The organism is Lysinibacillus sp. G4S2, from assembly GCF_030348505.1.
Lineage (GTDB): Bacteria > Bacillota > Bacilli > Bacillales_A > Planococcaceae > Lysinibacillus.
In genome coordinates, this window is record NZ_JAUCFJ010000002.1 from 4,873,061 (window position 1) to 4,895,874 (window position 22,814).

Annotated in this window: 22 protein-coding genes; 5 read left to right on the plus strand and 17 right to left on the minus strand. The window is 38.2% G+C overall.

Annotation, left to right across the window (positions count from 1 at the left end; translation table 11 throughout):
- Positions 1–98 precede the first annotated feature (98 nt).
- The 9 genes from QUF91_RS24870 to QUF91_RS24910 all read right to left on the minus strand — a co-directional run bounded on the left by QUF91_RS24870 (position 99) and on the right by QUF91_RS24910 (position 7,479).
- The gene (locus QUF91_RS24870) at positions 99–779 is read right to left on the minus strand and encodes an ABC transporter ATP-binding protein (RefSeq protein WP_289419715.1); all 681 of its coding nucleotides are present in this window, start codon (positions 777–779) and stop codon (positions 99–101) included.
- Positions 780–886: 107 nt separating this feature from the next.
- Positions 887–1,699: an ABC transporter permease gene (locus QUF91_RS24875; protein WP_285396121.1), complete on the minus strand. Its 813-nt coding sequence runs from the start codon at positions 1,697–1,699 to the stop codon at positions 887–889.
- A complete protein-coding gene (locus QUF91_RS24880; protein ID WP_285396122.1) occupies positions 1,699–2,151 on the minus strand; it encodes a nitrous oxide reductase accessory protein NosL in 453 nt (150 codons plus the stop codon). The genes QUF91_RS24875 and QUF91_RS24880 overlap by 1 nt, the downstream gene beginning before the upstream one ends.
- A complete protein-coding gene (locus QUF91_RS24885) occupies positions 2,148–3,428 on the minus strand; it encodes a right-handed parallel beta-helix repeat-containing protein (protein WP_289419716.1) in 1,281 nt (426 codons plus the stop codon). The genes QUF91_RS24880 and QUF91_RS24885 overlap by 4 nt, the downstream gene beginning before the upstream one ends.
- Before the next feature lie 52 nt (positions 3,429–3,480).
- Complete coding sequence (locus tag QUF91_RS24890) at positions 3,481–4,125, minus strand: nitrous oxide reductase accessory protein NosL (RefSeq protein ID WP_289419717.1); 645 nt, start codon at positions 4,123–4,125, stop codon at positions 3,481–3,483.
- 73 nt (positions 4,126–4,198) lie between these two features.
- Positions 4,199–4,381 (minus strand): hypothetical protein, encoded by a 183-nt coding sequence (locus tag QUF91_RS24895; protein ID WP_289419718.1) that lies wholly within the window; start codon positions 4,379–4,381, stop codon positions 4,199–4,201.
- Between the two features lie 158 nt (positions 4,382–4,539).
- Complete coding sequence (locus tag QUF91_RS24900) at positions 4,540–4,857, minus strand: NAD synthetase (protein ID WP_289419719.1); 318 nt, start codon at positions 4,855–4,857, stop codon at positions 4,540–4,542.
- Positions 4,858–5,172: 315 nt separating this feature from the next.
- Positions 5,173–5,997 carry an ammonia-dependent NAD(+) synthetase gene (gene nadE, locus QUF91_RS24905; RefSeq protein ID WP_285396126.1) on the minus strand — a complete coding sequence of 275 codons (825 nt, stop codon included), beginning with the start codon at positions 5,995–5,997 and terminating at the stop codon, positions 5,173–5,175.
- 21 nt (positions 5,998–6,018) lie between these two features.
- Positions 6,019–7,479, minus strand: a complete 1,461-nt coding sequence (locus QUF91_RS24910; protein ID WP_289419720.1) for a nicotinate phosphoribosyltransferase — start codon at positions 7,477–7,479, stop codon at positions 6,019–6,021.
- A gap of 314 nt (positions 7,480–7,793) precedes the next feature.
- Here QUF91_RS24910 and QUF91_RS24915 point away from each other — a divergent pair, with 314 nt between their 5' ends.
- On the plus strand, positions 7,794–8,135 hold the full coding sequence (locus QUF91_RS24915; RefSeq protein WP_289419721.1) for a P-II family nitrogen regulator: 342 nt from the start codon (positions 7,794–7,796) through the stop codon (positions 8,133–8,135).
- 14 nt (positions 8,136–8,149) lie between these two features.
- On the plus strand, positions 8,150–9,445 hold the full coding sequence (locus QUF91_RS24920; RefSeq protein WP_289419722.1) for an ammonium transporter: 1,296 nt from the start codon (positions 8,150–8,152) through the stop codon (positions 9,443–9,445).
- 80 nt (positions 9,446–9,525) lie between these two features.
- Here QUF91_RS24920 and QUF91_RS24925 read toward each other — a convergent pair whose 3' ends face one another.
- The gene (locus tag QUF91_RS24925) at positions 9,526–10,026 is read right to left on the minus strand and encodes a methylated-DNA--[protein]-cysteine S-methyltransferase (protein ID WP_289419723.1); all 501 of its coding nucleotides are present in this window, start codon (positions 10,024–10,026) and stop codon (positions 9,526–9,528) included.
- 109 nt (positions 10,027–10,135) lie between these two features.
- Here QUF91_RS24925 and QUF91_RS24930 point away from each other — a divergent pair, with 109 nt between their 5' ends.
- The 3 genes from QUF91_RS24930 (at position 10,136) to QUF91_RS24940 (ending at position 12,665) form a co-directional block, all read left to right on the plus strand.
- Positions 10,136–10,867 (plus strand): ABC transporter ATP-binding protein, encoded by a 732-nt coding sequence (locus tag QUF91_RS24930; protein ID WP_289419724.1) that lies wholly within the window; start codon positions 10,136–10,138, stop codon positions 10,865–10,867.
- Positions 10,864–11,616, plus strand: a complete 753-nt coding sequence (locus tag QUF91_RS24935; protein WP_289419725.1) for an ABC transporter permease — start codon at positions 10,864–10,866, stop codon at positions 11,614–11,616. Before QUF91_RS24930 ends, QUF91_RS24935 begins: the two co-directional genes overlap by 4 nt.
- A 74-nt stretch (positions 11,617–11,690) precedes the next feature.
- Positions 11,691–12,665: a proline dehydrogenase family protein gene (locus QUF91_RS24940; RefSeq protein WP_285396132.1), complete on the plus strand. Its 975-nt coding sequence runs from the start codon at positions 11,691–11,693 to the stop codon at positions 12,663–12,665.
- Between the two features lie 313 nt (positions 12,666–12,978).
- On the opposite strand, the gene QUF91_RS24945 is transcribed toward QUF91_RS24940, so the two are convergent.
- The 7 genes from QUF91_RS24945 to QUF91_RS24975 all read right to left on the minus strand — a co-directional run bounded on the left by QUF91_RS24945 (position 12,979) and on the right by QUF91_RS24975 (position 22,753).
- Positions 12,979–13,533 carry a methyltransferase gene (locus QUF91_RS24945; RefSeq protein ID WP_285396133.1) on the minus strand — a complete coding sequence of 185 codons (555 nt, stop codon included), beginning with the start codon at positions 13,531–13,533 and terminating at the stop codon, positions 12,979–12,981.
- 189 nt (positions 13,534–13,722) lie between these two features.
- On the minus strand, positions 13,723–14,334 hold the full coding sequence (locus tag QUF91_RS24950) for a response regulator transcription factor (RefSeq protein WP_285396134.1): 612 nt from the start codon (positions 14,332–14,334) through the stop codon (positions 13,723–13,725).
- A 16-nt stretch (positions 14,335–14,350) separates the two neighbouring features.
- A complete protein-coding gene (locus QUF91_RS24955) occupies positions 14,351–15,499 on the minus strand; it encodes a sensor histidine kinase (RefSeq protein ID WP_481817438.1) in 1,149 nt (382 codons plus the stop codon).
- A gap of 183 nt (positions 15,500–15,682) precedes the next feature.
- Positions 15,683–16,714: a Delta(5) desaturase DesA gene (gene desA / locus QUF91_RS24960; RefSeq protein WP_285396135.1), complete on the minus strand. Its 1,032-nt coding sequence runs from the start codon at positions 16,712–16,714 to the stop codon at positions 15,683–15,685.
- A gap of 110 nt (positions 16,715–16,824) precedes the next feature.
- Entirely contained in the window at positions 16,825–17,325 is a 501-nt protein-coding gene (locus QUF91_RS24965; RefSeq protein ID WP_285396136.1) for a GNAT family N-acetyltransferase, read from the minus strand.
- Positions 17,326–17,481: 156 nt separating this feature from the next.
- Positions 17,482–20,913, minus strand: coding sequence for a methionine synthase (gene metH, locus QUF91_RS24970; protein ID WP_289419726.1), 3,432 nt, complete (start codon positions 20,911–20,913; stop codon positions 17,482–17,484).
- Positions 20,906–22,753 carry a bifunctional homocysteine S-methyltransferase/methylenetetrahydrofolate reductase gene (locus tag QUF91_RS24975; RefSeq protein ID WP_285396138.1) on the minus strand — a complete coding sequence of 616 codons (1,848 nt, stop codon included), beginning with the start codon at positions 22,751–22,753 and terminating at the stop codon, positions 20,906–20,908. The genes metH and QUF91_RS24975 overlap by 8 nt, the downstream gene beginning before the upstream one ends.
- Between the last annotated feature and the right edge of the window lie 61 nt (positions 22,754–22,814).

Here is a 22,814-nt window from a genome sequence, read left to right on the forward strand (position 1 = left end):
ATAGTGGTAATAACACCTTAGAATGAGAAAGAAGGCTTGTTTGAATTCTCGTTCAAACAAGCCTATCTCCTAGTATAACGTCATTACCTATCAAAATGTTACAAATTTAATTTTTTTAACCATAAATTCTCTAAAGAAGATGAATCTTCTTGTAAAAGTATTTCCTTTAAGTTACCAGAAATAAGTATTTTTCCTTCATGTAAAACTAACACGTCGTCCGCTATTTCCTCCGCAAAAGCAAGTAAATGCGTGGAAAATATTACGGTACTGCCCCTCGCTTTTTCCTCTAGCATCATTTTTTTCAGCTCTGCTATCCAAAACGGATCAAGGCCATTTGTCGGCTCATCTAAAATAAGCAGCGAGCCATCGCCAAGTAAGCTTTGGGCGAGATTAAGCCGTTGACGCATGCCCTTTGAGAAATGCTTCACTCTTTGCTTTCGAACATCCCATAAAGCAACGCGTCTTAGTACATCTTCTTGTTGTTCTTTATCAATTTTCTTCAAAGAGGCAAGAAGCTGCAAAATTTCTACTGCTGTTAACATGGACGGAAAATCCACATCATCAGGCATGTATCGAATAGCTTGTGGTTTATGCCATATTATCTCTCCTGATTTTTGCTTTTCTTGGCCAGTTAACAGGCGAATTAAAGTACTCTTTCCAGCACCATTTCCTCCTACAAGCGCTAAAATACGCCCCGCCTGTAAAGAAAAGGAGGCTTCTTGAAGACCTCTATTATTGTCATAGATATTCGATAATTCCTTTGCTTCTAATAGCATCATCTTCTATCTCCTTTCTATCAATTATGCCTCGGCATAATTGCGTCCAGAATCGACTTTGTGCTTGCACAAAGAACTCCTTTCCGATTCTGTGACATCCGCCGGAGGCTTTATCTTCTTTCATTGAAAGAAGATAAACGGACTCTAGCATAAGCTAATGGACATACTATCCAAAGCAATGTCACCGCCACGTACACTGCGTAACCTAATGGTGATGAATAAAACTGCGTTATATTATAAAATGCTGGTCCAAGCACGCTAGCCTGATCCGTAAAAATGAAATAGCCAAAGCGTAGCCATTCTACAGGATTAATGTGTATCGCTATAATTGTCAGCTTTTGCAGAACATGCCCCGCCACGACAGTTCCAATAGCCATTAAAGCGTAAGAAATAAGCAACAAAAAGATTGACCAAAAAACAAGTGATAACGACAGTGCAAATAATCTTGTTTTCGCAAATGCCCCAACCGCAATGGCCAATGACACAAAAATGAATATACATAGCAATGTTAGGATAATGAAAATAAACGGTAGACGTACTCCACCTAAAAATCCACCAAGCGCTAGTATAGCCCCAAACGCTACTACAACGACCAATAAAAAGGCAAGCACGGATGCCATATACTTTCCTAAAATATATTGTTTACGTGTCATCGGATATGTCTTTAATAAAGAATACCAACCTGATTCCACGTCACCAGCTACACTCATACTTCCGATAGTTAATATAAAAAGCGGTAATAAAAACAGCAATACATTTAAAAACGAGGCTGTTTGCCGCGTAAAGCCCTCTACATCTGGCAGTGCCATTTGCTGAATCACAATGATAGCTGTAAAAACGAATGTGAAAAGTATACCGACCAGTTGCATCCAACGACTTCTGAGCATTTGCTTCAATTCTAGTTTGATAAGCATACTATACATTACTCATGGATCCCCCATTTAAAATCATCTAAATCCGTATAAGTAAGTAGCTGCCCATCACCCTCTTTAGACATCCACTCCTGTGCCGCTTCCTTCGTATCGAATGCAACTACCCCATAATTCATCGGTGTCCAATAATCCTTGTTGTACACATACACAGCTTCAAAAACGTCAATCCATTCATCTTTTGCTGCGTCTTTTATATAGGCAGCTCCAATCTCATCTTCTCCATTTGCTTCTATATATTCCATAAGACAGCCAATGTCGTCGAAAATTTCATAATCACCATTCTTCAGCGCAATCTGACCAGCATACGCATTGTGAACTATACTCATATTACAAATTTTGCAAACATCGGTTTCACTAACTATTTCACGAGGCTCATATGTTTTTTCACTACACCCCACCAACACACCACAACATAGCATTACAATCATGATCCATTTCTTCATTCTGTTATTCCTCTTTTCCATAGCCATAAACTACTTAATGTCAAGAATAAACCTACTAGCATTTGCACCACATTCATCTTATTCTTTTCTTCAGTATCCTTCATCGCCAATCTCGGAGTATTATCAACGAGCATATTCTTTTCAGTTTTGTTGATTTGCCGATCAAGAGATGTCAGTAAAATGACACTCGGAGATTCTACGAAATATTGGTAAACAGGCTGACGTACCATCCATTGACCAAAGCTTGACACAGCCACGTACGGGACATCGCCGAAACCATTGTCTTCTAAATCAATTCCCGAATAATCATCATAATAGTTGCCTACTAGTTTAAAGCCTTGCTTATCGGAACGCGCCGTTAAAATATTACCTGTAAAGCTATTATTACTAGCCGTGGTGTCTTCACTTACCTTTGTACCCTCAAGTGCTGTTTGGTTCATCTGAAAATCATTTGTTTCAACTTGAACATTCGAACTTTTCTGTAGTGCTACACCAGTTCTATTATTTTTGATGGTGTTAAACTTAATTTCCGCTTGCTGTACATCATATAGCAGCATTCCGTAGCCATTAAAATCAACATGATTCGCTACTGTATTACTTTCAAGGAGAATGTCTTTTGTCATCATAATCATAAGACCTGTGACATTATGGAGATATGTATTAAAAAGTGCTTCAGCATCACTCGTATACATAAAATGCGTACCGTAACGACTGTTCGTAACCTTATTTCGTTGAACTACGATACGCTTTACATCCTCTACATAAATTCCGTCCTGTACTTGCTCAATGGTATTGTCCTCGATAATGATGTCCTCACTCTTAAAAACAGCTATCCCATTACCTTTTTGTGAATAATGCCCCTCATTACCAGTCACATTAACTTCATGTATACGTACATTTTTAGAACTTTGTACATGAACACTGGTATGAACGTCTTCAATTTGTAATTTACGTAGCTCAAGTCCATCTACATTACTAGCGACAATAGCTTTGTTTTTACCTGATAAAGTTATATTTTCTACAGTTATATTGGCAGTATTTTCAATTCGAAGTGCCGGCTCGTTTCCTTCAGCAATAAGTTCAGTTCCCTCTTCACCTTGTAACATTATCGGTTTTGTCACGATGAAGTTGCCATGGTAACGACCAGCAGGAATATGTACGACCTCTCCTGGTTTGGCTGCATCAATTGCATTCTGTACATCGAAATCTGCATACACTGTCTGGCTGACAAATAGATAAAACAATAAGGCAAACCCTATTTTTTTCACCAATCCCATACCTCCCAGTTCAGCACGAAAAGACTAGAGGAATTCCCCCTAGTCCATCCGATTAATGCCCTTGACCATCATGACTCTTCTCTTTCTCTTCCATATGCATAGAGTCAGATTCACCTTTGGCTTCTTTTTCAGCTTTTTCTTTCATTTTCTTTTTACGACGCTCTAATGCATCGTCTTTAATTTTTTGTAATTCTTCTACATGTGCAGTTGGATTGTCAGCGATAAATTTGTCTGCCTCAGCTTTATCGTTGAAATAAACATATCCCCAATTCATCGGAGATTTTAGGTCTGTTTTGACGATCGTTGCATCATCAACCTTTACCCAATCTTTTGTATTAAAATCACGGACAAATTTTTCGTTCTTTTCATTATTTGCAACTTCGGCATTTACTAAACAGCCGATGTCGTCATAAAAGGCAATTGTTCCATCCTCTTTAATTGCTTGAGTAGAGAATTCACCCATCTCTTCGTCCTTCATATACACTTTCATATTACACATTTCACACATTGTATCTTCTTTCGGCTCTTGTAAACGTGAATCAGCTACAGCAGTTTCTTTTTCAGTTTTATCCTTCGCTTCTGCTTCATTCGCTGCAACCTCTTGCTTAGTTTCTTCTTCCTTAACTTTCTCTTTTTCTGTACCACATGCACCGAGTAAAAGTACTACCGCTAGCGCAGGTAACCATAATTTTTTCACAACTACTTCCCCCAATTTCTTTTTTCTGTTACTACTAACTACTTTACACACAAGTTGTGAAATAAGTTAAAAATTACTGTGAAGGATTGGAAAAATTATCTTGAATATTCATTGAACATCTTGACTTCAAATATTTTGAATAAAGGATATTAAATTTCCATTTTTGATAGTCAATAGCCTCTTCAGCAAAACGTGTGGTTGATTTCCATTCCGACTGGGCGCTTTCCTGGGGGCGTCCATTCTCCACTACAATCAACTAAAATATAGCGCATATGTTTTTAAAAATGTCATCCACAACTTTTGGTGATGACCAGTCAATAGGATTATTCTTCTTTTCTAACTTCCAGTAAACTTTCCCCAAATGAAAAAACTCTCTACATCAAGAAAGATGTAAAGAGTTCCATTCACGATCAGTTATATTGAAGAGCGGTAACTATTAAGAAGCTTCTTTTGCTTGCTGACACGACTTAGCTTAACGGCCGTTTCATTTAATTCATTGCGTATTTGTAAATCGTATGCACCGTCCAAATAACTAGCCTCTATTTTATTGGAGCGTTGTTGAAATTGTTTAGTGTTGCTAGTTTTCTTCTTATCTTTATTATTTTTCATACTATTTTTAAACTGTTGTTTCGGATTTTGCCCGAAATTGTGGCTTATATCCCCTGCATGTAAATACTGTTGCTCTTTACGAAATGTACTACTTGTCGTCGCACTTACTCTAGAAGTCCTCATAAATAATTACCCTCCTTTACTTTTTATCAACTCTATAGGTATTTATATCGACATTATATGCTTAAACTTAATAATACAGAACCAACTTACATAAAAAAAGGAGAAAAGAGCTATTTTCAAAAGTGGGGTTAATCACTTTTTCTCATAACTCTTTTCCTGAATATTGCCTATTTTCATAATATGGGGTTGATTTTCGTTCCGACTAAAGGCAGGGTCTCAGCTGTAACGCTGATTCCCAAGGAGTCGCCAAGTCGGAACGAAGATCCACTCTTAACAAATCATCTCCAACTATTGGTGATGAGCCTCAAATGTATATCACTTCCAAAAATCATCAAATATTGTAATTGGCATATGACGTTTATGTTGAGAACGTAAATAATGTCCTTCTAATGTTTTACGAGCTTCCTCAGGGATCTCCTTCCCTTCTAAATAATCATCAATCTGATCATATGTCAGACCAAGTGCTGCTTCGTCTGGTAAAGAAGGGCGATTTTCCTCTAAATCTGCAGTTGGTACCTTTAAATAAAGATGCTCTGGGCAATTAAGTGCAGTTAATATTTGTTTACCCTGACGCTTGTTGAGACGGAAGATTGGCATTAAATCCGCGCCACCATCCCCAAACTTAGTGTAAAAACCTGTAATAGCCTCTGCAGCGTGATCTGTCCCAAGCACAACAGCATTATTCATAGCAGCAATAGAATACTGCACCTTCATTCGCTCACGTGCCTTTTCATTCCCTTTTACAAAATCACTTAGTTCAATTCCTGCATTAGCTAATGCTTGTACACTAGCATCGACGGCATTTTTAATATTTACTGTGAAGGTTTTCGTAGGTTTTATATAATCAATCGCATCCTGACAGTCCTTTTCATCAGCCTGCACACCATATGGTAAGCGGACAGCCCAAAATGAATATTTTACTTCTCCCGCCTCGGCATTTAACTCATCAACTGCGAGCTGTGTTAGCTTTCCAGTTAATGTGGAATCTTGTCCACCTGATATCCCAAGAATAAATCCTTTTACAAAGCTGTTACGCTGAGCATATTCCTTTAAAAAATCAATGGATTTGCGAATTTCTTCCTGAACATCGATCGTAGGTAATACACGTAATTCCTTAATGATTTCTTGCTGTAATGTCATTTCACCTTCACTCCTTACGTTTTACAATCGATTAACCATTTCACGAGCTTCTTCAATATTGCGCATTTTATTATCCCAGCATTTTTGGCTTAAATCGACTGGGTATTCCTCAGGATTCATGGCACGTTTATATTCATCCCATAACAACTCCAAATTTCCAGCTGCATAGTCACGCATTTCTTCTAAAGTAGGATTTTGATAATTAATTTCGCCATTTTTAATGACTTGTTGTTGTAAATTCTTCGCTTCAAAGTTCGTTACAAATTTTGATACGAATGTATGAACTGGATGGAACATTTTAATGCGCTCCTCTGATTGAGGATTTTCATCTTGCATCGTAATGTAATCTCCCTCTGCCTTACCATTCTTTCTATCAATAATGCGATAGACATTTTTAAGACCTGGCGTCGTTACCTTTTCAGCATTCGCAGAAATTTTAATCGTATCCTCTAATTGCCCTTCATTATTTTCAATAGCGACCATTTTATAAACAGCCCCTAAAGCAGGCTGGTCGTAAGCTGTAATAAGCTTTGTGCCGATTCCCCACACATCGACTTTTGCACCTTGAGCTTTCAAGTTTAAGATTGTATATTCATCTAAATCATTCGATACGATAATTTTAGCGTTTTGGAATCCTGCCTCATCTAACATACGACGAGCTTCTTTTGACAAGAAAGCTACATCCCCACTATCTAAACGAATTCCTATAAAATTAATTTTGTCACCAAGCTCTTTAGCCACTTTGATCGCTGTTGGCACACCTGATTTTAACGTATTGTAAGTATCCACAAGGAACACGCAATCACGATGACGTTTTGCATAGGCATGAAATGCATCATAATCATTTTTATAGGCCTGTACAAGTGCATGTGCATGAGTACCCGACACTGGTATATTAAAGAGTTTACCTGCTCGAACGTTACTAGTTGAAGCAAATCCACCTATAAACGCTGCACGTGTTCCCCAAATGGCCGCATCCATCTCTTGAGCGCGTCGTGTACCGAACTCCATCGCCACCTCATTTTTTATAATTTGTTTAATGCGGCTAGCCTTTGTCGCAATTAAAGTTTGGTAGTTCACAATGTTAAGTAATGCTGTTTCAATTAGCTGTGCTTCTACTAATGGTGCTTCAATGCGGACAATTGGTTCATTAGCGAAAACAAGCTCACCTTCCGCCATAGAATACATATCCCCTGTAAACCGAATATTTTTTAAATACTCGATAAAATCCTCTTTATAACCAACTACTTCACGCAAATACGCAATATCCGAATCACTGAAGCGAAAATCACGTAAATACTCAAGCATTCTCTCTAACCCCGCAAAAATAGCATAACCATTGCCAAAAGGTAATTTTCTAAAATATAATTCGAAAATTGCTTTTCTATTATGTATACCATCAGCCCAATACGACTCTGCCATATTGATTTGGTATAAGTCCGTGTGTAGCGCTAAGCTATCATCTGCATAGTTTGATCTCACAAGAAACCCCTTCTTCCGCTTTGATAATTAGTCCTAGTATACACTATATACCCAAATTCTTGCGTTTGAACATTCTCCTGTATTCATGTTAGATTTCCTCACATGAATAATCAGAAAATTTCGAACTGTACACATTTTAGACACATTTTTTAGTACCGCTTTCATTCCTTTTATAAAAACCTTTTTAGCAAACTATTACGAAACGCGAAATATACGGTGTAACAAAACATAACATGCATTACAAAAAAATAATTGCACTGTTTTTGATGCCGTTTTAACATGTAAATTAAAATTACAACAAGGAGCTGGTAGTGATGAAGAAAATAGAAGCAATCATTCGTCCCGAAGTTTTCGGCGCTGTTAGGGACGGACTGGCACAGGAAGGAATTGCAGGACTAAGTGTTTCTGAAATTGCTGGCTGCGGAAAGCAATTAGGCCGGACTGGGTTATTTCGTGGAAATACCTATGAAATTGAATTTTTATCGAAGTTGAAACTAGAAATGATTGTGGATGACGAAAAAGTAGATCCAATTGTAGAAGTTTTATTACGTGATGCAGCAACCGGCAAAGTTGGTGACGGTAAAATCTTTATTTATCCAGTAGAACAAGCAATTCGTATCCGCACAAAAGAAGTCGGATCGATTGCAGTAGAATAAAGGGGGCGATATATATGGATGAAGCAATATTATCTGTAAATTTAGTTTGGATGATGCTCGGTACAATTTTAGTATTCTTTATGCATGCAGGATTTGCGATGGTTGAGGCTGGCTTTACGCGTTCAAAAAACGCAGTCAATATTATTATGAAAAACTTCCTTACGATTTCACTTGGCGGTATCGTCTATTTTCTATGTGGTTACGCTATTATGTTCGGTGATACAGTTGGCGGTTTCTTCGGTACAAGTGGCTTCGCTTTAACAGGTGTAGATGATCTTTCCTTCTTTATCTTCCAAACAATGTTTGCAGCAACTGGAGCAACAATTTTATCTGGAGCAGTGGCAGAACGTACGAATATCTTTGCTTATATCGGCGTTATTATTCTCATGTCATCTCTTGTTTATCCTGTTGTTGGTCATTGGGTTTGGAGTGGCCAAGGTTGGTTAACAGATCTTGGCTTTGTTGACTTCGCTGGATCTACTGCTGTTCACTTATCAGGTGCAGTTGCGGCATTTATAGCAGCGATTATGGTCGGCCCCCGTCTTGGTAAATATGAAAATGGTCGTGTTAACGTTATTACAGGACATAGCATTCCACTAGGAGCTCTAGGCGTATTTTTACTTTGGTTTGGTTGGTTCGGCTTCAATGGTGCCTCTACATTAGCTGCTGATCCTAAACTTGTTCCTATCGTCATCGCAAATACATTTTTCGCAGCGGCTGCTGGAGTTGTCGCTACTGCCTTTTATACACAGTTTCGATATGGTCATATCGATGGCTCACTAACATTAAACGGTGCTTTAGCAGGGCTCGTAGCTATTACTGCTGGTGCTGCGAATGTTAGTATTATCGGTTCAATCATTATCGGCATGATTGCCGCTCCATTATTAGTTGAGGGCGTCCGCTTTATTGAATGGAAATTAAAAATTGATGATCCTGTTGGAGCAATTGCTGTGCATGGTATCTGTGGTGCTTGGGGTACCCTTGCAGTTGGCTTGTTTGATATTGGTGGTCAAGGATTATTTTACGGCGGAGGCTTTGGCCTATTAGGTGTGCAAGCAATTGGGGTTATCGCTACAATTGCCTGGGTTAGCGTTTCAGTAACAGCTGGTTTATTTATAATAAAAGCATTTGTGCCATTACGAGTTTCCACTGAGGAAGAAATCGCTGGCTTAGACGTCATCGAGCACGGCGCCCCTGCTTATGAATTTCAGGATATTTTCAAAGGCTCTGCCGTTCGAGGAGAAACATTTGCTCAGCGTCTAACTCATTTCGGTAAAACACACACTAAGGTCCAAGAAGAACATGTATAGTGCTCATTGAGCTTTTATTCCTTTGCAACGAAGAACAAGAATCTGCACGCGCCTTAAGCAGCATATGCAGATTCTTCTTTTTACGCTCTCTCTAACGCAAGTAAAAATTCTTTCATAGCTAGTCCACTACGAAAACCTGTTAGCTTACCATCTTTACCAATCACACGATGACATGGAATTATCGCTAATATTGGATTGGCACCGATTGCACTGCCTACAGCTCTTACTGCTTTCGGATTACCGATGCGATGCGCAATATTTGAGTACGTTGTAGTTGTACCATATGGTAGCTCCTTCAACGCATCCCATACCGCTAATTGAAACGGCGTCCCTTTTACATGTATCGGTAAATCAAATTCGGTAAGCGCTCCATTTAAATACGCTGTTAATTGTTTAATATACGGCTGTAACTTTGCTTTATGTTCTTCAAAGCGATAACCTTTAAATGGCTTTTTCGCCCACTCTTCTACCTCTTCAAACGGTGCATTTGGTGTTCCTATGTATACAAGCCCTTCATCTGAGGCAACGATATACATATCGCCTTGTGCATATGTTAGTGTATCTACATATAATATGTCCATTCCCCTGTTCCCCCACATTCCATCATTATCATTAATGCTAAATAGCTGTAGCTCCCCTTTATTTCATGCTACAGTAATTTTACCTACTAGTACAAAGGAGTTCAACTATATGAATACGTTATACGAACCTGCTATTCACCTTCAACAGGTCAGCTTTTCAGCAAATGACAAGACGATATTAAAATCGATTACAGGGTCATTCCCTAAAGGAAAAATCACAACTTTAGTTGGTCCTTCAGGCGCTGGTAAAACAACTCTGCTTAAATTGTGTAATGGACTATTATCATCTACAGATGGTCAAATATTAATTGACAATCAAGACATTTCTACATATGAGCCAACTGCTTTAAGACAACATGTAGGGATCGCTCTTCAAGCAGCACCTATGATTGCTGGGACTGTGTTTGAAAATCTGGCACTTCCACGTTCGTTACAAGAAAAAGGCCTAACAGAGCAAGAAGCCATCCAATATTTACAGGATGTTGGACTCGATCAAAGCTTTTTACAACGTCCTACGAATAAATTATCTGGAGGCCAACGACAAAAAGTCTCTATTGCAAGAACACTTATTAATCAATCCTCCATTTTATTGTTAGACGAAATCACCTCTGCACTAGACCGTCAATCTGTCCAGGAAATCGAGACACTTATTGCTACAATCAATAAAAAATACAATGTCACAATAATTTGGATAACTCATAATTTACAGCAAGCATTAACAATCGGGCACTATACATGGGTCATGATGGACGGAGAGCTTATTGAAACAGGAAAAAGTTCCTTACTTAACGCACCTAAAAATCCACGTGTGGCTGAATTTGTACAAGGGGTGAATGCATGACATATACTACACTTTCCTTAACATTAATTTTTGTTTTAATCCCTCTACTACTGTCAAAAACCTTAAAGCTAGGACTTGAAAAAGATACAATCATTGCAACATTGCGCTCTATTATTCAACTCCTTGCAGTAGGATATATTTTAAAATTTGTTTTTGAGGCTCAAAGCTATCTTTATATTTTCCTCATGGTTGCGTTAATGATTTTAATAGCAACATTAAATGCTCGTAAAAAAGGGGCAGGTATTAAAGGAATTACTTGGAAAATAGCGCTAACTCTTATTGTGATAGAAGTTGTTACCCAAGGTGTTTTGCTCGGTTTCAATATTGTACCAGCAACTGCACAATATATTATTCCAATTAGTGGTATGATGATTGGTAACGCAATGGTATTGTCTATTTTATTTTTAAATCGTTTTACAGCAGAAATTACAAGTCATCATAATGAAATAGAGTTAATTTTATCGCTTGGAGGCACACCGAAACAAGCCATTCATAGACAGCTAATCAATGCTGTCAAAGCGAGTATGATTCCTACGATTGAGAGCCAAAAAACCATTGGTCTCGTTCAATTGCCGGGCATGATGAGCGGTCAAATAATTGGTGGTGCAGACCCTATCCAAGCGGTGCAGTTTCAGCTATTAATCATCTTTGCCCTTCTAACTACCGCTACATTATCGAGCATAATGATAGGTTTTTTAAGCTATCCTGCACTTTTTAACGAACGCATGCAAATACTTGAAATGAAATAATGTTCTGACGAAATCAATATTATATTATCTAAATTATGTTATACTAAAAAGAAAATGCAGTGAGGAGAATGACCATGTTATTACGCGATTTTTTCATCCACTTATCTGAAAACCAACTATTAAATAGTACTGCAAAAAAATACGGCCTAAAATTAGGAGCACAAAATGTAGTAGCTGGTACAAATATTGAAGAAACAATTGCAAGCATCAAAGAACTTAATGCACTTAATATCTCTTGCACAGTAGATAATTTAGGGGAATTTGTTTCAACTGAAGAAGAAGCAATCAAAGCTAAAGAACAAATCCTTGCTGTTATTGAAGCTATTCATGAAAACAGTGCTAATGCACATATTTCGTTAAAGCCATCTCAATTAGGTTTAGATATTGATGTTGATTTTTGCTACGACAATTTATATGAGATTGTAGAAAAAGCAGCAGCATATGATATATTTGTTAACTTTGACATGGAAGACTACGGTCGTTTACAAACATCTTTTGATATGGTTGAAGAACTATCTAAAACATTTAATAATGTAGGTACTGTTATCCAATCTTACTTTTACCGCGCAAAAGACGATATCGAAAAATTCAAAGACTATCGCCTACGTATCGTAAAAGGTGCTTATAAAGAGCCTGTAGAAGTTGCTTTCCAAGATAAATTAGATATCGATTTAAACTTTATTGAGTTAATCGAATATCATTTACTAAACGGTAAATTTACGTCCATCGCAACACATGACCATAATGTAATTGCACACGTAAAACGCTTTGTAGCTGACAATAATATTCCACTCGATAAATTCGAGTTCCAAATGCTTTACGGCTTCCGTACAGACATGCAGAAAGAGCTTGCTAAAGAAGGCTATAATTTCTGTGTATATGTACCATTCGGTGAAGATTGGTATGGCTACTTTATGCGCCGTTTAGCAGAGCGTCCTCAAAATATTAATCTTGTGACAAAGCAAGTATTTACGAAAAAAACGAACACAGTCCTTGCCGTAGCAGCAGGTGCATTCGTTCTTGGACGTTTAACAAAACGCAAAAAATAAAGTTTAAATATATAAAGAAGCCAGAAGCTTAATCAAATAAGCTTCTGGCTTTCGTTTTGGCTATTTAAAAGGGCTATACGGTCAAAATAACTCGTTACAATCCCTCTAACTAAAGTCGCTCTAATACTTACTTTCCATAGGGCAAATACAAAACCGCTTTCCTCACTGCGTTCTGTGTTTAGAGCAGTAACACTCCCTCCTCAAAATTCTGTGAAAGCAGTGAATGCAGGCTGTAGGTTAACTGTCCGAAAATGCCTGATTGGTGAAGATTGATATCAGCAGGAAGGAAGCCTCCTATGATTAAAGTTTCACTTTATTCAACATGTAAAGCAATAGCTGAAACAATTGCTTCTGCTGCGTACTCCCATTTACCATCAATATAGCTTCCTAGTTTTTGCCCAATCTCTTGTATCATTTCTAGAGTAATTGGTATATCATTTTTTTCTGCTAATGCAGCAATAAATGGAGCTGATAAACTTGTCCATCCACCTCGATCAATTTTGGTCTCCACTTTTTTTACTTCTCCATTTTCTATTTCAATAAGGTAGTATAGCTGGTCATCTGGACGCCAACTTAAATGATGTGAGATCTGACCATTCACTACTGTTAGTTCATTTTTTTTCGTAATAGAAGCTGGTTTTACATTAAATTCATGACCTAGTACATTTAATTTTTTAATTTCAGGGCCTACTAATGCTGCCTGAACAGCTTTGTCCATACTATTTTGTAAAGGGATAGATGTCTCTGTCTCAACTACTGGATCAACCATATCGTCACTTGCAGCAAAAACAGCTGAAGGATATACGCTAGTCAAGGCAAATGTTGTTGCTAATAATGCTGTTGAAGTAACTTTCGTGATTTTTTTCATAATTTCTACCACCCTTACCATTAAAATGTTTTGAAGTTTACTAAATTTTATCATTAATAGGTAAAATGTACAACATCTATTTGGTTTTATTTACGACAAAAGGCATTGAATAGTTTAAATTCAATGCCTTTTGTCTAACTTTTACCCTTACCCCTCTTAGGAGTAAGGGTATTATTTTTTCTTAGATTCTTACTTATTCCACCCTTTTTCCTTAAAACGTGCAATAGCTTCAATACGATTTCCAACATTTAATTTTTCTAAAATAGTTGAAATATAGTTGCGGACAGTCCCTGCTGATAAAAATAATTCGGCAGCAATTTCTTTTGTTGTCTTCCCCTCTGCAACAAGTGTCAGCACCTGACTCTCACGTTCCGTTAAAGGATTTTCACTATCATCCTCATAGACAAAATCAACGAGTTCAGGCGCATAAATTCTTTTGCCATCCATAATCGTGCGAATGGCACTTACCAATTCTTCTATCGGACTATCCTTTAATAGGTAGCCTCGAACGCTAGCCTTTCTTGCACGCTCAAAATAACCCGGCCTTGCAAATGTCGTTAATATAATTACTTTACAACCGGACCCAGAGTTATGTAGCTCCTCGGCAGCATCCAAGCCTGTTTTCAATGGCATTTCAATATCCATAATACAAATATCAGGCTGATGCTCTTCTACAAGCGCCAATGCTTCCTCACCATTTTTTGCTAAGCCGACGACCTCCATATCATCCTCCATACTTAGCAAAGAACGAAGTGCGCCTAATAACATACCCTGATCTTCAGCAATTACAATTCGTATCATGTCACAATCCTCTTTTCTATATGTTCTTCAGATTTTCTTTGACCTTCTGATGCGTAATCGCCACTGGAATCGACACTGTTAATGTAGTACCCTCTTCACTTTCGATTTTAAAGGAACCGTTTATAAACTCTAAGCGTTCACGCATTCCCTTCAATCCGTTACCAGTCTTCCAAGCTTGTTTTTTCGTGATTCCATGTCCATTATCACGAACTACTAAATATACTTCCTTAAAATTTTGATGGAAGGCTATTTCGCATTTTGTAGCACCACTATGCTTAACGACATTATTAACTGCCTCTTTTAAGCACATGGATAATACATTTTCTACAAGTGGTGGAACTTGCAGTTTATCTTTATCTCCATCAAATACGAATTCCATTTCGGCCGCCTTTAATATTTGAGAAATACGCATAAGCTCATCCTCAAATCTAGCTGTTCGCATATCTGATACTAATTCACGCACCTCTTTTAATGCGATACTCGCCGTTTGACGAATATCCTTAATCTCTGTTAGAGCCTGCTGTGGATTACGTTCAATTAATCTTGAAGCCAAGTCACTTTTCAAGCCTATCATCGATAATTTTTGACCGAGAGTATCATGTAAGTCACGAGCAATACGTTGTCTTTCCTCAAAAACAATTAACTCAGCTATTCGTTCATTAGCCGTTTCAAGCTGCCCCTCTAAATTTTCACGTTTATTTTTTGAATAAATCGTTAGTGGCATAAGCACCACCACTAAAATCGTTAAAACAACAAATGGTAGTTGTGATAAAAATAATTGTAGCTCAACAAAGAAGCCAACACCTGTTGAAATAACCGTAAAACCAATATGTAATCCATATATAATATAGAAGCCTACAGGTTTACGAATATTCCCAATGAAGAAAGCTGTAAAAATTGATAAATACACATAGCCATATAATATGGTCATAGCGATATTTATAACCATCCCAAAGCTAATCCACATATAAACAAGACCGCTTTTCGAATTCATGGAAAACCGATAAAAAATAAAATAGAGCATTAAGAATGTAATACCTATTGATATTTCTACATAGGATGATTTTCTAAAAATAAAGAAAAACGGTAGGAAACAAAAAATAATCCATAAATATATACTGAGCATTGGACTATTCGGAACAATACTATGCCATTTCCTCAACATAATCTCACGCTCTTTCCTACTTTTCCCTCATTATAACAAGAAAATTAATTTTATGCCCAAACATGGTTTTAAGCGTGGCAGCCGTTCAATGGCATTTTGCCATAGTAATTGCTTCATCTGCCATATACAACTCATTTATGTAAAACAGCCATCCCTTAGAAGAGATGGCTGAAAATTTTTTTACTAAGCAGCAAAACTGCCACTTGCTTTTCGTTTGATTATTTCATTAATGTCTTTAAAGGATACAAACTTACCTTGATCTTCATCATATAACTTGAAGCGTAATGATTCTAAGCTTTTACGTAACGTAATAGTCGTTGCAGTGTGTAATGGCGGTATTTCATTATGCGCCTGTTCAAGATTATAGTTCGGTACACGTGGAGATAGATGATGTACATGGTGGAAGCCAATATTGCCTGTCATCCATTGTAATAGCTTTGGTAATTTATAATACGAGCTACCTTCAACAGCAGCCTTTACATAATCCCACTCTGATTCATGCTCAAAATAAGAATCTTCATACGTATGTTGGATAAAGAATAACCAAATGCCAAGAGAAGCAGCAACATACAATGTTACACCGTGCACTAATAAGAATGTTTGCCATCCCATAAAGTAAATTAACGCAACACAAATTCCCGTGATGACTACATTTGTTAAATAAGTGTTAAAACGTTCTTTCTGTTTTGCGTCATTACGATTACGACGGTTTAAAATTAACACCATAAATAGTGGTCCTAAGCCAAACATTACGAATGGATTACGGTAAAAACGATACCATAAACGTTGCCCTTTAGATGCTTGTAAAAACTCTTCCACTGTCATCAAATCAATATCACCAATACCACGCTTATCTAAGTTCGAGCTAGTTGCGTGGTGAATTGTATGCTCACGCTTCCATTTTTCATATGGGAATGATGTTAACACCCCAGTTACAAAACCAACCCAGTCGTTTGCTTTTTTATTTTTGAAAAATGAACCGTGTGTACAATCATGGAAAATAATAAATGTTCTTACGACAAAACCAGCAGAAATTATACTTAAACCAACTGATAACCATGGTGAAATATCTACTAACATATATCCAGCTACCCAAAGAGCGATTAACGGTACAATTGTATTGACCATTTGAAAAATACTTTTAGCTGTATCAGATTTCGCAAATGGCGCTACATCTTGGCGCAGCTTTTTTGTTTTTTCTTTATCTGTTGCCATCGTCTTACTCCCTCGTTTCCGTTTTCTTATGACCTCATCATAAAACATGAGTATAAACTAGCAACAGATGCAAACATCATAAAAAGGATATGACATTTGTCATATCCTCTCTACACTTTTGGTCCAGTTAAATGCAACTGATAGAACACAAGGTCTAGCCACTGTCCAAATTTATAGCCTGCATTTTTAATAGTCCCTGCATATTCAAAGCCTAATTTTTCATGTGCTTTAATGCTGCCAATGTTTTCACCATCAATGCCCGCTACTAGTGTCTTCACACCTTGCTCTTCTGCAATTCGAATAAGTTCATGCATTAACTTTGTAGCAATCCCCTTTTGATAATGATCTTTATGCACATATACTGAGTGCTCCATTGTGTGTTTATAGCCAGGATATGGACGGAACTGACTATATGTTGCAAAGCCAGCTACGGTGCCGTTTTCGTCAAAGACAAGTAGAGGATTGCTAGCTTTTCCCTGCTCCTTGAACCACTGCTTTTTTTCTTCTAACGACTGTGTTTCATATCGATAAACGGCTTTGCTTGTTAAAATAATGTCATTGTAGATGGTTAAGACCTCGGGCAAATCTTTCTCTTCCATTAATCGAATCATCATACTCACATCCTTACTTAAAGTGCACTATAATAAATTAGCACTCTGCCTTTCTTTTCCATAGGTTGTAGCCACAATTTAGTAGAAGTTTCAGACAGAGCGCTAAATCTCTTTCATAATCATCCCACTTTCGGTGATGAACCACTTTTTTCAACTTTACACATTAAAATACCGAGCATCTGGATGGGCAAAGACAATCGCTGAAACAGAAGCTTCAGGCTCCATCATAAAGCCTTCCGTTAAATGCACACCAATGTCTTCTGGTTTTAATAAGCCAAACAGTTTCTCTTGATCCTCTAAGTTCGGACATGCCGGATAGCCGAATGAGAAGCGCTGTCCTTGATATTTTGCCGCGAAACGATCACGCATTGTAAAGTCTGTCGCATCTGGGAAGCCCCACTGATCTCGAATTTCTTGATGCATACGCTCCGCAAAGCCTTCCGCAAGCTCAAGTGCTGTAGATTGTAATGCATGACTTTCAAGGAATTTCCCTGCCTCTTTTAGCTGATGAGCCTTTGCCATGACACCTTGTCCTGCTGTTACGACCATTAAGGCAATATAGTCCATTTCACCACTTTCAACTGTTTTCAGGAAATCTGCGAGACATAAAAACGGTTCAACCTGCTGACGTGGGAAGGTAAAACGTTCAATTTCCGTTTTACTATCTGCTGTTTCATACACGACTACATCATCTCCATCTGCTTGTGCAGGGAAAAATTGATACATACCTGATGGCTTCAATAGATCACTTTGTAAATAATCGTCAACTAAGTCTTTTAATTCTGTTGCTCTTGCATCGCCAGCATCAAGCAATTGCTGTACTTGCCCCTTTAAACCTAGGTGATGTCCAAGTAATGTCCGCATATTAACATATGGATATAAATGCGAAACAGCATATTCTCTCTTTACATGGCGTCGCAAATCAGCTGGAAGAAAGACAGGCGCTTCTTTTACCATACGTGTAGGCTTTACAGTTACTTCTTTTGCAGGGCGAGCCGCTCTTTTTTCGTCTGCCTCTAAGCGTTTTTTCCGTGATTCCTCAATTTCAACTAAGAAATCTGCACGTGTATCTGTCCCCATTAGTCGATTCGCCTGCTCTAAACCTTGCATCGCATCCTTTGAATAAATGACAGGTCCATTATATTCGCCGGCGATTTTCGTTTCAGTAAAGCGACGAGATAATGCAGCCCCTCCTACTAAAATTGGTACGTCAATACCCGCTTCCTTGAAATCCTGAGCTGTAATAACCATCTGTTGTGCTGATTTTACAAGTAAGCCAGAAAGTCCAATGAAGTCTGGCTTTTCCTTACGAATTGCTTCAATTAATTGGGTAGGTGTTACTTTAATGCCAAGATCAACAACCTTATAGCCATTATTACTTAAAATAATATCGACTAGGTTTTTCCCAATATCATGCACATCGCCTTTTACAGTAGCAAGTACCATTTTACCCTTACCAGCACTCTCTTCATCTTTCTCCATAAATTGCTCTAAATGTGCCACTGCTGCCTTCATAACACCCGCTGATTGCAATACTTCCGCTACAATCAGCTGGTTATCGTTAAATAAGCGTCCAACCTCCGCCATTCCTTTCATTAATGGCCCATTAATAATATCAAGCGGGGCTCCGAAAATTTCACGAGCGGCATCCAAATCCTCAATAAGACCTTCCTTTGTACCTTCTAAAATATAGTAAGCTAAGCGACCTTCTACTGTTTTAGGAATATCTTCCTCTGTTTTTTCTTTCTTTTTATCACGATAGAAATCCGTAAAAACAGCTAATGTTTCATCATTTGTATGGAAGAGTAAATCATTGGCTAACTTAATTTCCTCTTCAGGAATAGATGCATAACGTTCTAGCTTCTCCGTATTAACAATTGCATAATCTAAACCAGCCTGTGTACAGTGATATAAATACACGGCATTCAATACTTCACGACCTACAGGCGGTAATCCGAACGAAATATTACTTACACCAAGCACCGTTAATGTACGTGGCATTTTTTCTTTAATAAGGCGAATTCCTTCCACTGTTTCAAGTGCTGAGCCAATATACTGTTCATCTCCCGTACCTACAGGGAACATTAGTGGGTCAAAGATAATATCTTCAGGCGCGATACCCCACTTTTCTGTTAACAATTTATAGGAACGCTCAGCAATCTCTAACTTACGGTGTCGATCAACCGCCATACCTTGCTCATCAATTGTACCCACTACTAAAGAGCCACCATATTTTTTCACTAGCGGTAAAACTGCGTCAAAACGCTCCTCGCCATCCTCTAAGTTAATTGAATTAATGATAGCTTTCCCTTGAGAAAATTTAAGTGCTTCCTCAATTACTTTTTCATCTGTTGAGTCAATAACAAGAGGTACTTTTACTTTTTTTACAACCTCCTGCATAAAACCTTGCATATCAGCTAATTCATCGCGGTCAGGATTCGCTAAACAAATATCAATAACATGTGCTCCATTTTTCACTTGGGCACGCGCGATTTCGGCTGCTTCCTCAAACTTTCCGTCAATAATTAAATTTTTAAACTTACGAGAGCCAATTACATTTGTCCGTTCCCCAATAAATAATGGACGCATGGAATCGTCATACACTAATGGCTCGATACCTGATACTACATGGCCATGAGTTGCAGCTGGTAACTGACGAGGCTTTTCGTTCTTTAGCACCTCTCGAATTGCTGCAATATGTGCTGGCGTTGTGCCACAACAGCCTCCGACAATATTCAGCCAGCCCTTTTCGGCAAAACCTTTTAACTTCTGTGATAATGATTCAGGCGACTCATGGTAGCATCCTTCCTCGTCAGGTAAACCTGCATTCGGATAACAGCTAATATAGCCTGTTGAAAGCTCTGCAAGTGAACGAATATGATCCGTCATAAACTCTGGTCCCGTCGCACAGTTTAAGCCAACTGATAACGGTTTAATATGCTCAATGGAAATGTAAAAAGCATCGATTGTTTGACCAGCAAGTGTCGTACCCATCGGTTCAATTGTTCCCGATATCATCACAGGGAGCTCTTTTCCAGTTGCTTCAAAAGCACGAGATACTCCTAGGGTTCCCGCCTTAACATTCAACATATCCTGACTTGTTTCTAGCAACAGAACGTCCGCTCCAGCTTCGATTAATGCCTTTGCCTGTACATAAAAGTTTTCCTCTAACTCATCAAATGTAATACCACCAGTTACCGACAAGGTTTTTGTAGTTGGTCCCATAGCCCCTGCTACAAAACGTGGCCAATCGGATGTTGAAAACTCATCTACTACTTTACGTGCAATTTCCACAGCACGTTTATTGATCTCTTCTGCCTTCGCACCAAGATCATATTCATTTAATACAAGTGGTGTACCGCCAAATGTATTTGTACAAATAATATCTGCTCCAGCCTCTAAATATTTCCTATGAACTTTTTCTAGCACATCTGGTCTAGTTAGCACAAGATTTTCATTACAGCCATCGTATTCCTCGCCGCCAAAATCCTCTGCTACTAAATTTTCATTTTGTAGCATTGTACCCATTGCGCCATCAAGAATTAAAATTCGTTTCTCTAGTTGCTCTTCAATCAAGTGCTTAGCCATTTATACTTACCCCTTTTTTCTGTTCATCCAATTGCTTAATAAATTTCATCAACTCTAGTGTCATATCATAGCGTAAAAATGGTGTGATCAGGTAAATACCATTGAAATATTGCGCTGCTACTTCCACTAATTCCTTGGCAATTGCAATCCCTTCTAGTGTTGCGCGTTCCTTATCTTCACCACAAGCCTTCATACGAGCTAGCGCATCATCAGATAGTTTGATGCCTGGTACTTCATGATGTAAGAACTCCGCACTTTTATAGCTCGTTACTGGCATAATACCTATATATATAGGTGTTTCTAAATGCTTTGTCGCCTCGTAAATTTCCACAATTTTTTCCTTTGTATAAACAGGCTGCGAAATAAAATAATCTGCCCCATGTTCAATTTTCTTTTCTAATCGAGATACAGCGCGATCCAGCACACGTACATTAGGATTAAACGCTGCCGCTACAGAGAAATTCGCCTTTTTACGAAGTGGTTTTCCTGAGAACGATACACCTTCATTTAACTGTTTTATTAATTGGATTAGTTCCATTGAAGATACGTCATAAACGCTAGTCGCACCTGGGAAATCACCTACCTTTGTTGGATCTCCAGTAACCGCTAAAATATCATGAATCCCTAGAGCATTTAATCCCATTAAATGTGATTGAAGACCAATTAAATTACGATCTCGGCAAGTTATATGTGTCAACGGTCGTACCCCATGTGCTTCTTTCAGTAAGGCACCCATTGCAATATTACTAATCCTTGGTGATGCCAGTGAATTATCAGCCATCATGACTACATCTGCGCCAGCCTCATATAATTTTTCAGCGCCTTCAATAAAACCTTCAATTTCTAAATGCCTTGGTGTATCTAACTCCACTATAACTGAGCGTTCACGTTTTGCTTTTACATGTAATGGCTCATAATTTGGTGGCTCTGCCTCACGTAAAACCTCTACTTTTTCTGGCTTCGCGTACTTTTCCTCTACTGGAGATAGCTCCTCTAAGTACTTTTTCACTGCAGCAATATGCTTTGGTGTCGTACCACAGCAGCCACCGATTAAACGCACCCCCTGATCACGAAGTGCTACAGCTGCTCGCCCAAAATAATCTGCCTCTGATTCATAAACGACACGGCCATCCTCTAAATCAAGTAGCGATGCATTCGGATACGCTGACATAAATGCTTTTTCAGGAAGCTCTACACCTTCAAATGCTTGAATAGTATGGTGTGGACCTAAGCGACAGTTAACACCTACGATATCAGCACCTAGCGCTTCAAGTTCATGTAAAGCGTTATTTAAACTCATTCCATTTTGCAAAACTCCTGGTTCATGCATAGAAACTTGAGCAATAATCGGTAATTTTGTTTTAGCTCGTAGCATTGTTAAAGTTGCTGCCAGCTCTTCAAAATCATAATATGTTTCAAGTAAAAGACCATCTGGATTTCCTGCAAGTAGAACCGTTGCTTGCTCTTCAACCGTTGCTAAAATTTCCTCTAACGTTGCATCACTCTTTCGAATACCACGGATTCCTCCAATAGTACCCAAAACAAATTGTCCACCATCTGCTGCCGCTCGTTTAGCAATCGTAATAGCGGCTTCATTAAACTGCTGCACTCGTGATTCTAATCCATAGCGGGCTAATTTTATGGCATTAGCTCCGTATGTGTTCGTTTGAATAATATCGGCTCCAGCTGCTATATATTCTCTATGAATCTTTTCAATTAATTCCGGTCTCTGAACATTCATTTCCTCATGGCAGTACTCCAAGCCATAGCCGTATAAAAGCGTACCAATTGCACCATCTGCTGTAAGAACATTCGTTTTTAACTTTTCAAGCAATCCCATAAAACTAGCCTCTCTTCCCTTATCTCTAAAATAAAAAAGCCTTCTTTCAAAAAAAGAAGGC

Bases quoted from the DNA above. Each gene is read 5' to 3' on its own strand.
- QUF91_RS24870 (WP_289419715.1), bottom strand. From the start codon at position 779: ATGATGCTATTAGAAGCAAAGGAATTATCGAATATCTATGACAATAAT.
- QUF91_RS24875 (WP_285396121.1), bottom strand. From the start codon at position 1,699: ATGTATAGTATGCTTATCAAACTAGAATTGAAGCAAATGCTCAGAAGT.
- QUF91_RS24880 (WP_285396122.1), bottom strand. From the start codon at position 2,151: ATGAAGAAATGGATCATGATTGTAATGCTATGTTGTGGTGTGTTGGTG.
- QUF91_RS24885 (WP_289419716.1), bottom strand. From the start codon at position 3,428: ATGGGATTGGTGAAAAAAATAGGGTTTGCCTTATTGTTTTATCTATTT.
- QUF91_RS24900 (WP_289419719.1), bottom strand. From the start codon at position 4,857: ATGAGGACTTCTAGAGTAAGTGCGACGACAAGTAGTACATTTCGTAAA.
- nadE (WP_285396126.1), bottom strand. From the start codon at position 5,997: ATGACATTACAGCAAGAAATCATTAAGGAATTACGTGTATTACCTACG.
- QUF91_RS24915 (WP_289419721.1), top strand. From the start codon at position 7,794: ATGAAGAAAATAGAAGCAATCATTCGTCCCGAAGTTTTCGGCGCTGTT.
- QUF91_RS24920 (WP_289419722.1), top strand. From the start codon at position 8,150: ATGGATGAAGCAATATTATCTGTAAATTTAGTTTGGATGATGCTCGGT.
- QUF91_RS24925 (WP_289419723.1), bottom strand. From the start codon at position 10,026: ATGGACATATTATATGTAGATACACTAACATATGCACAAGGCGATATG.
- QUF91_RS24930 (WP_289419724.1), top strand. From the start codon at position 10,136: ATGAATACGTTATACGAACCTGCTATTCACCTTCAACAGGTCAGCTTT.
- QUF91_RS24935 (WP_289419725.1), top strand. From the start codon at position 10,864: ATGACATATACTACACTTTCCTTAACATTAATTTTTGTTTTAATCCCT.
- QUF91_RS24940 (WP_285396132.1), top strand. From the start codon at position 11,691: ATGTTATTACGCGATTTTTTCATCCACTTATCTGAAAACCAACTATTA.
- QUF91_RS24945 (WP_285396133.1), bottom strand. From the start codon at position 13,533: ATGAAAAAAATCACGAAAGTTACTTCAACAGCATTATTAGCAACAACA.
- QUF91_RS24950 (WP_285396134.1), bottom strand. From the start codon at position 14,334: ATGATACGAATTGTAATTGCTGAAGATCAGGGTATGTTATTAGGCGCA.
- QUF91_RS24955 (WP_481817438.1), bottom strand. From the start codon at position 15,499: ATGTTGAGGAAATGGCATAGTATTGTTCCGAATAGTCCAATGCTCAGT.
- desA (WP_285396135.1), bottom strand. From the start codon at position 16,714: ATGGCAACAGATAAAGAAAAAACAAAAAAGCTGCGCCAAGATGTAGCG.
- QUF91_RS24965 (WP_285396136.1), bottom strand. From the start codon at position 17,325: ATGATTCGATTAATGGAAGAGAAAGATTTGCCCGAGGTCTTAACCATC.
- metH (WP_289419726.1), bottom strand. From the start codon at position 20,913: ATGGCTAAGCACTTGATTGAAGAGCAACTAGAGAAACGAATTTTAATT.
- QUF91_RS24975 (WP_285396138.1), bottom strand. From the start codon at position 22,753: ATGGGATTGCTTGAAAAGTTAAAAACGAATGTTCTTACAGCAGATGGT.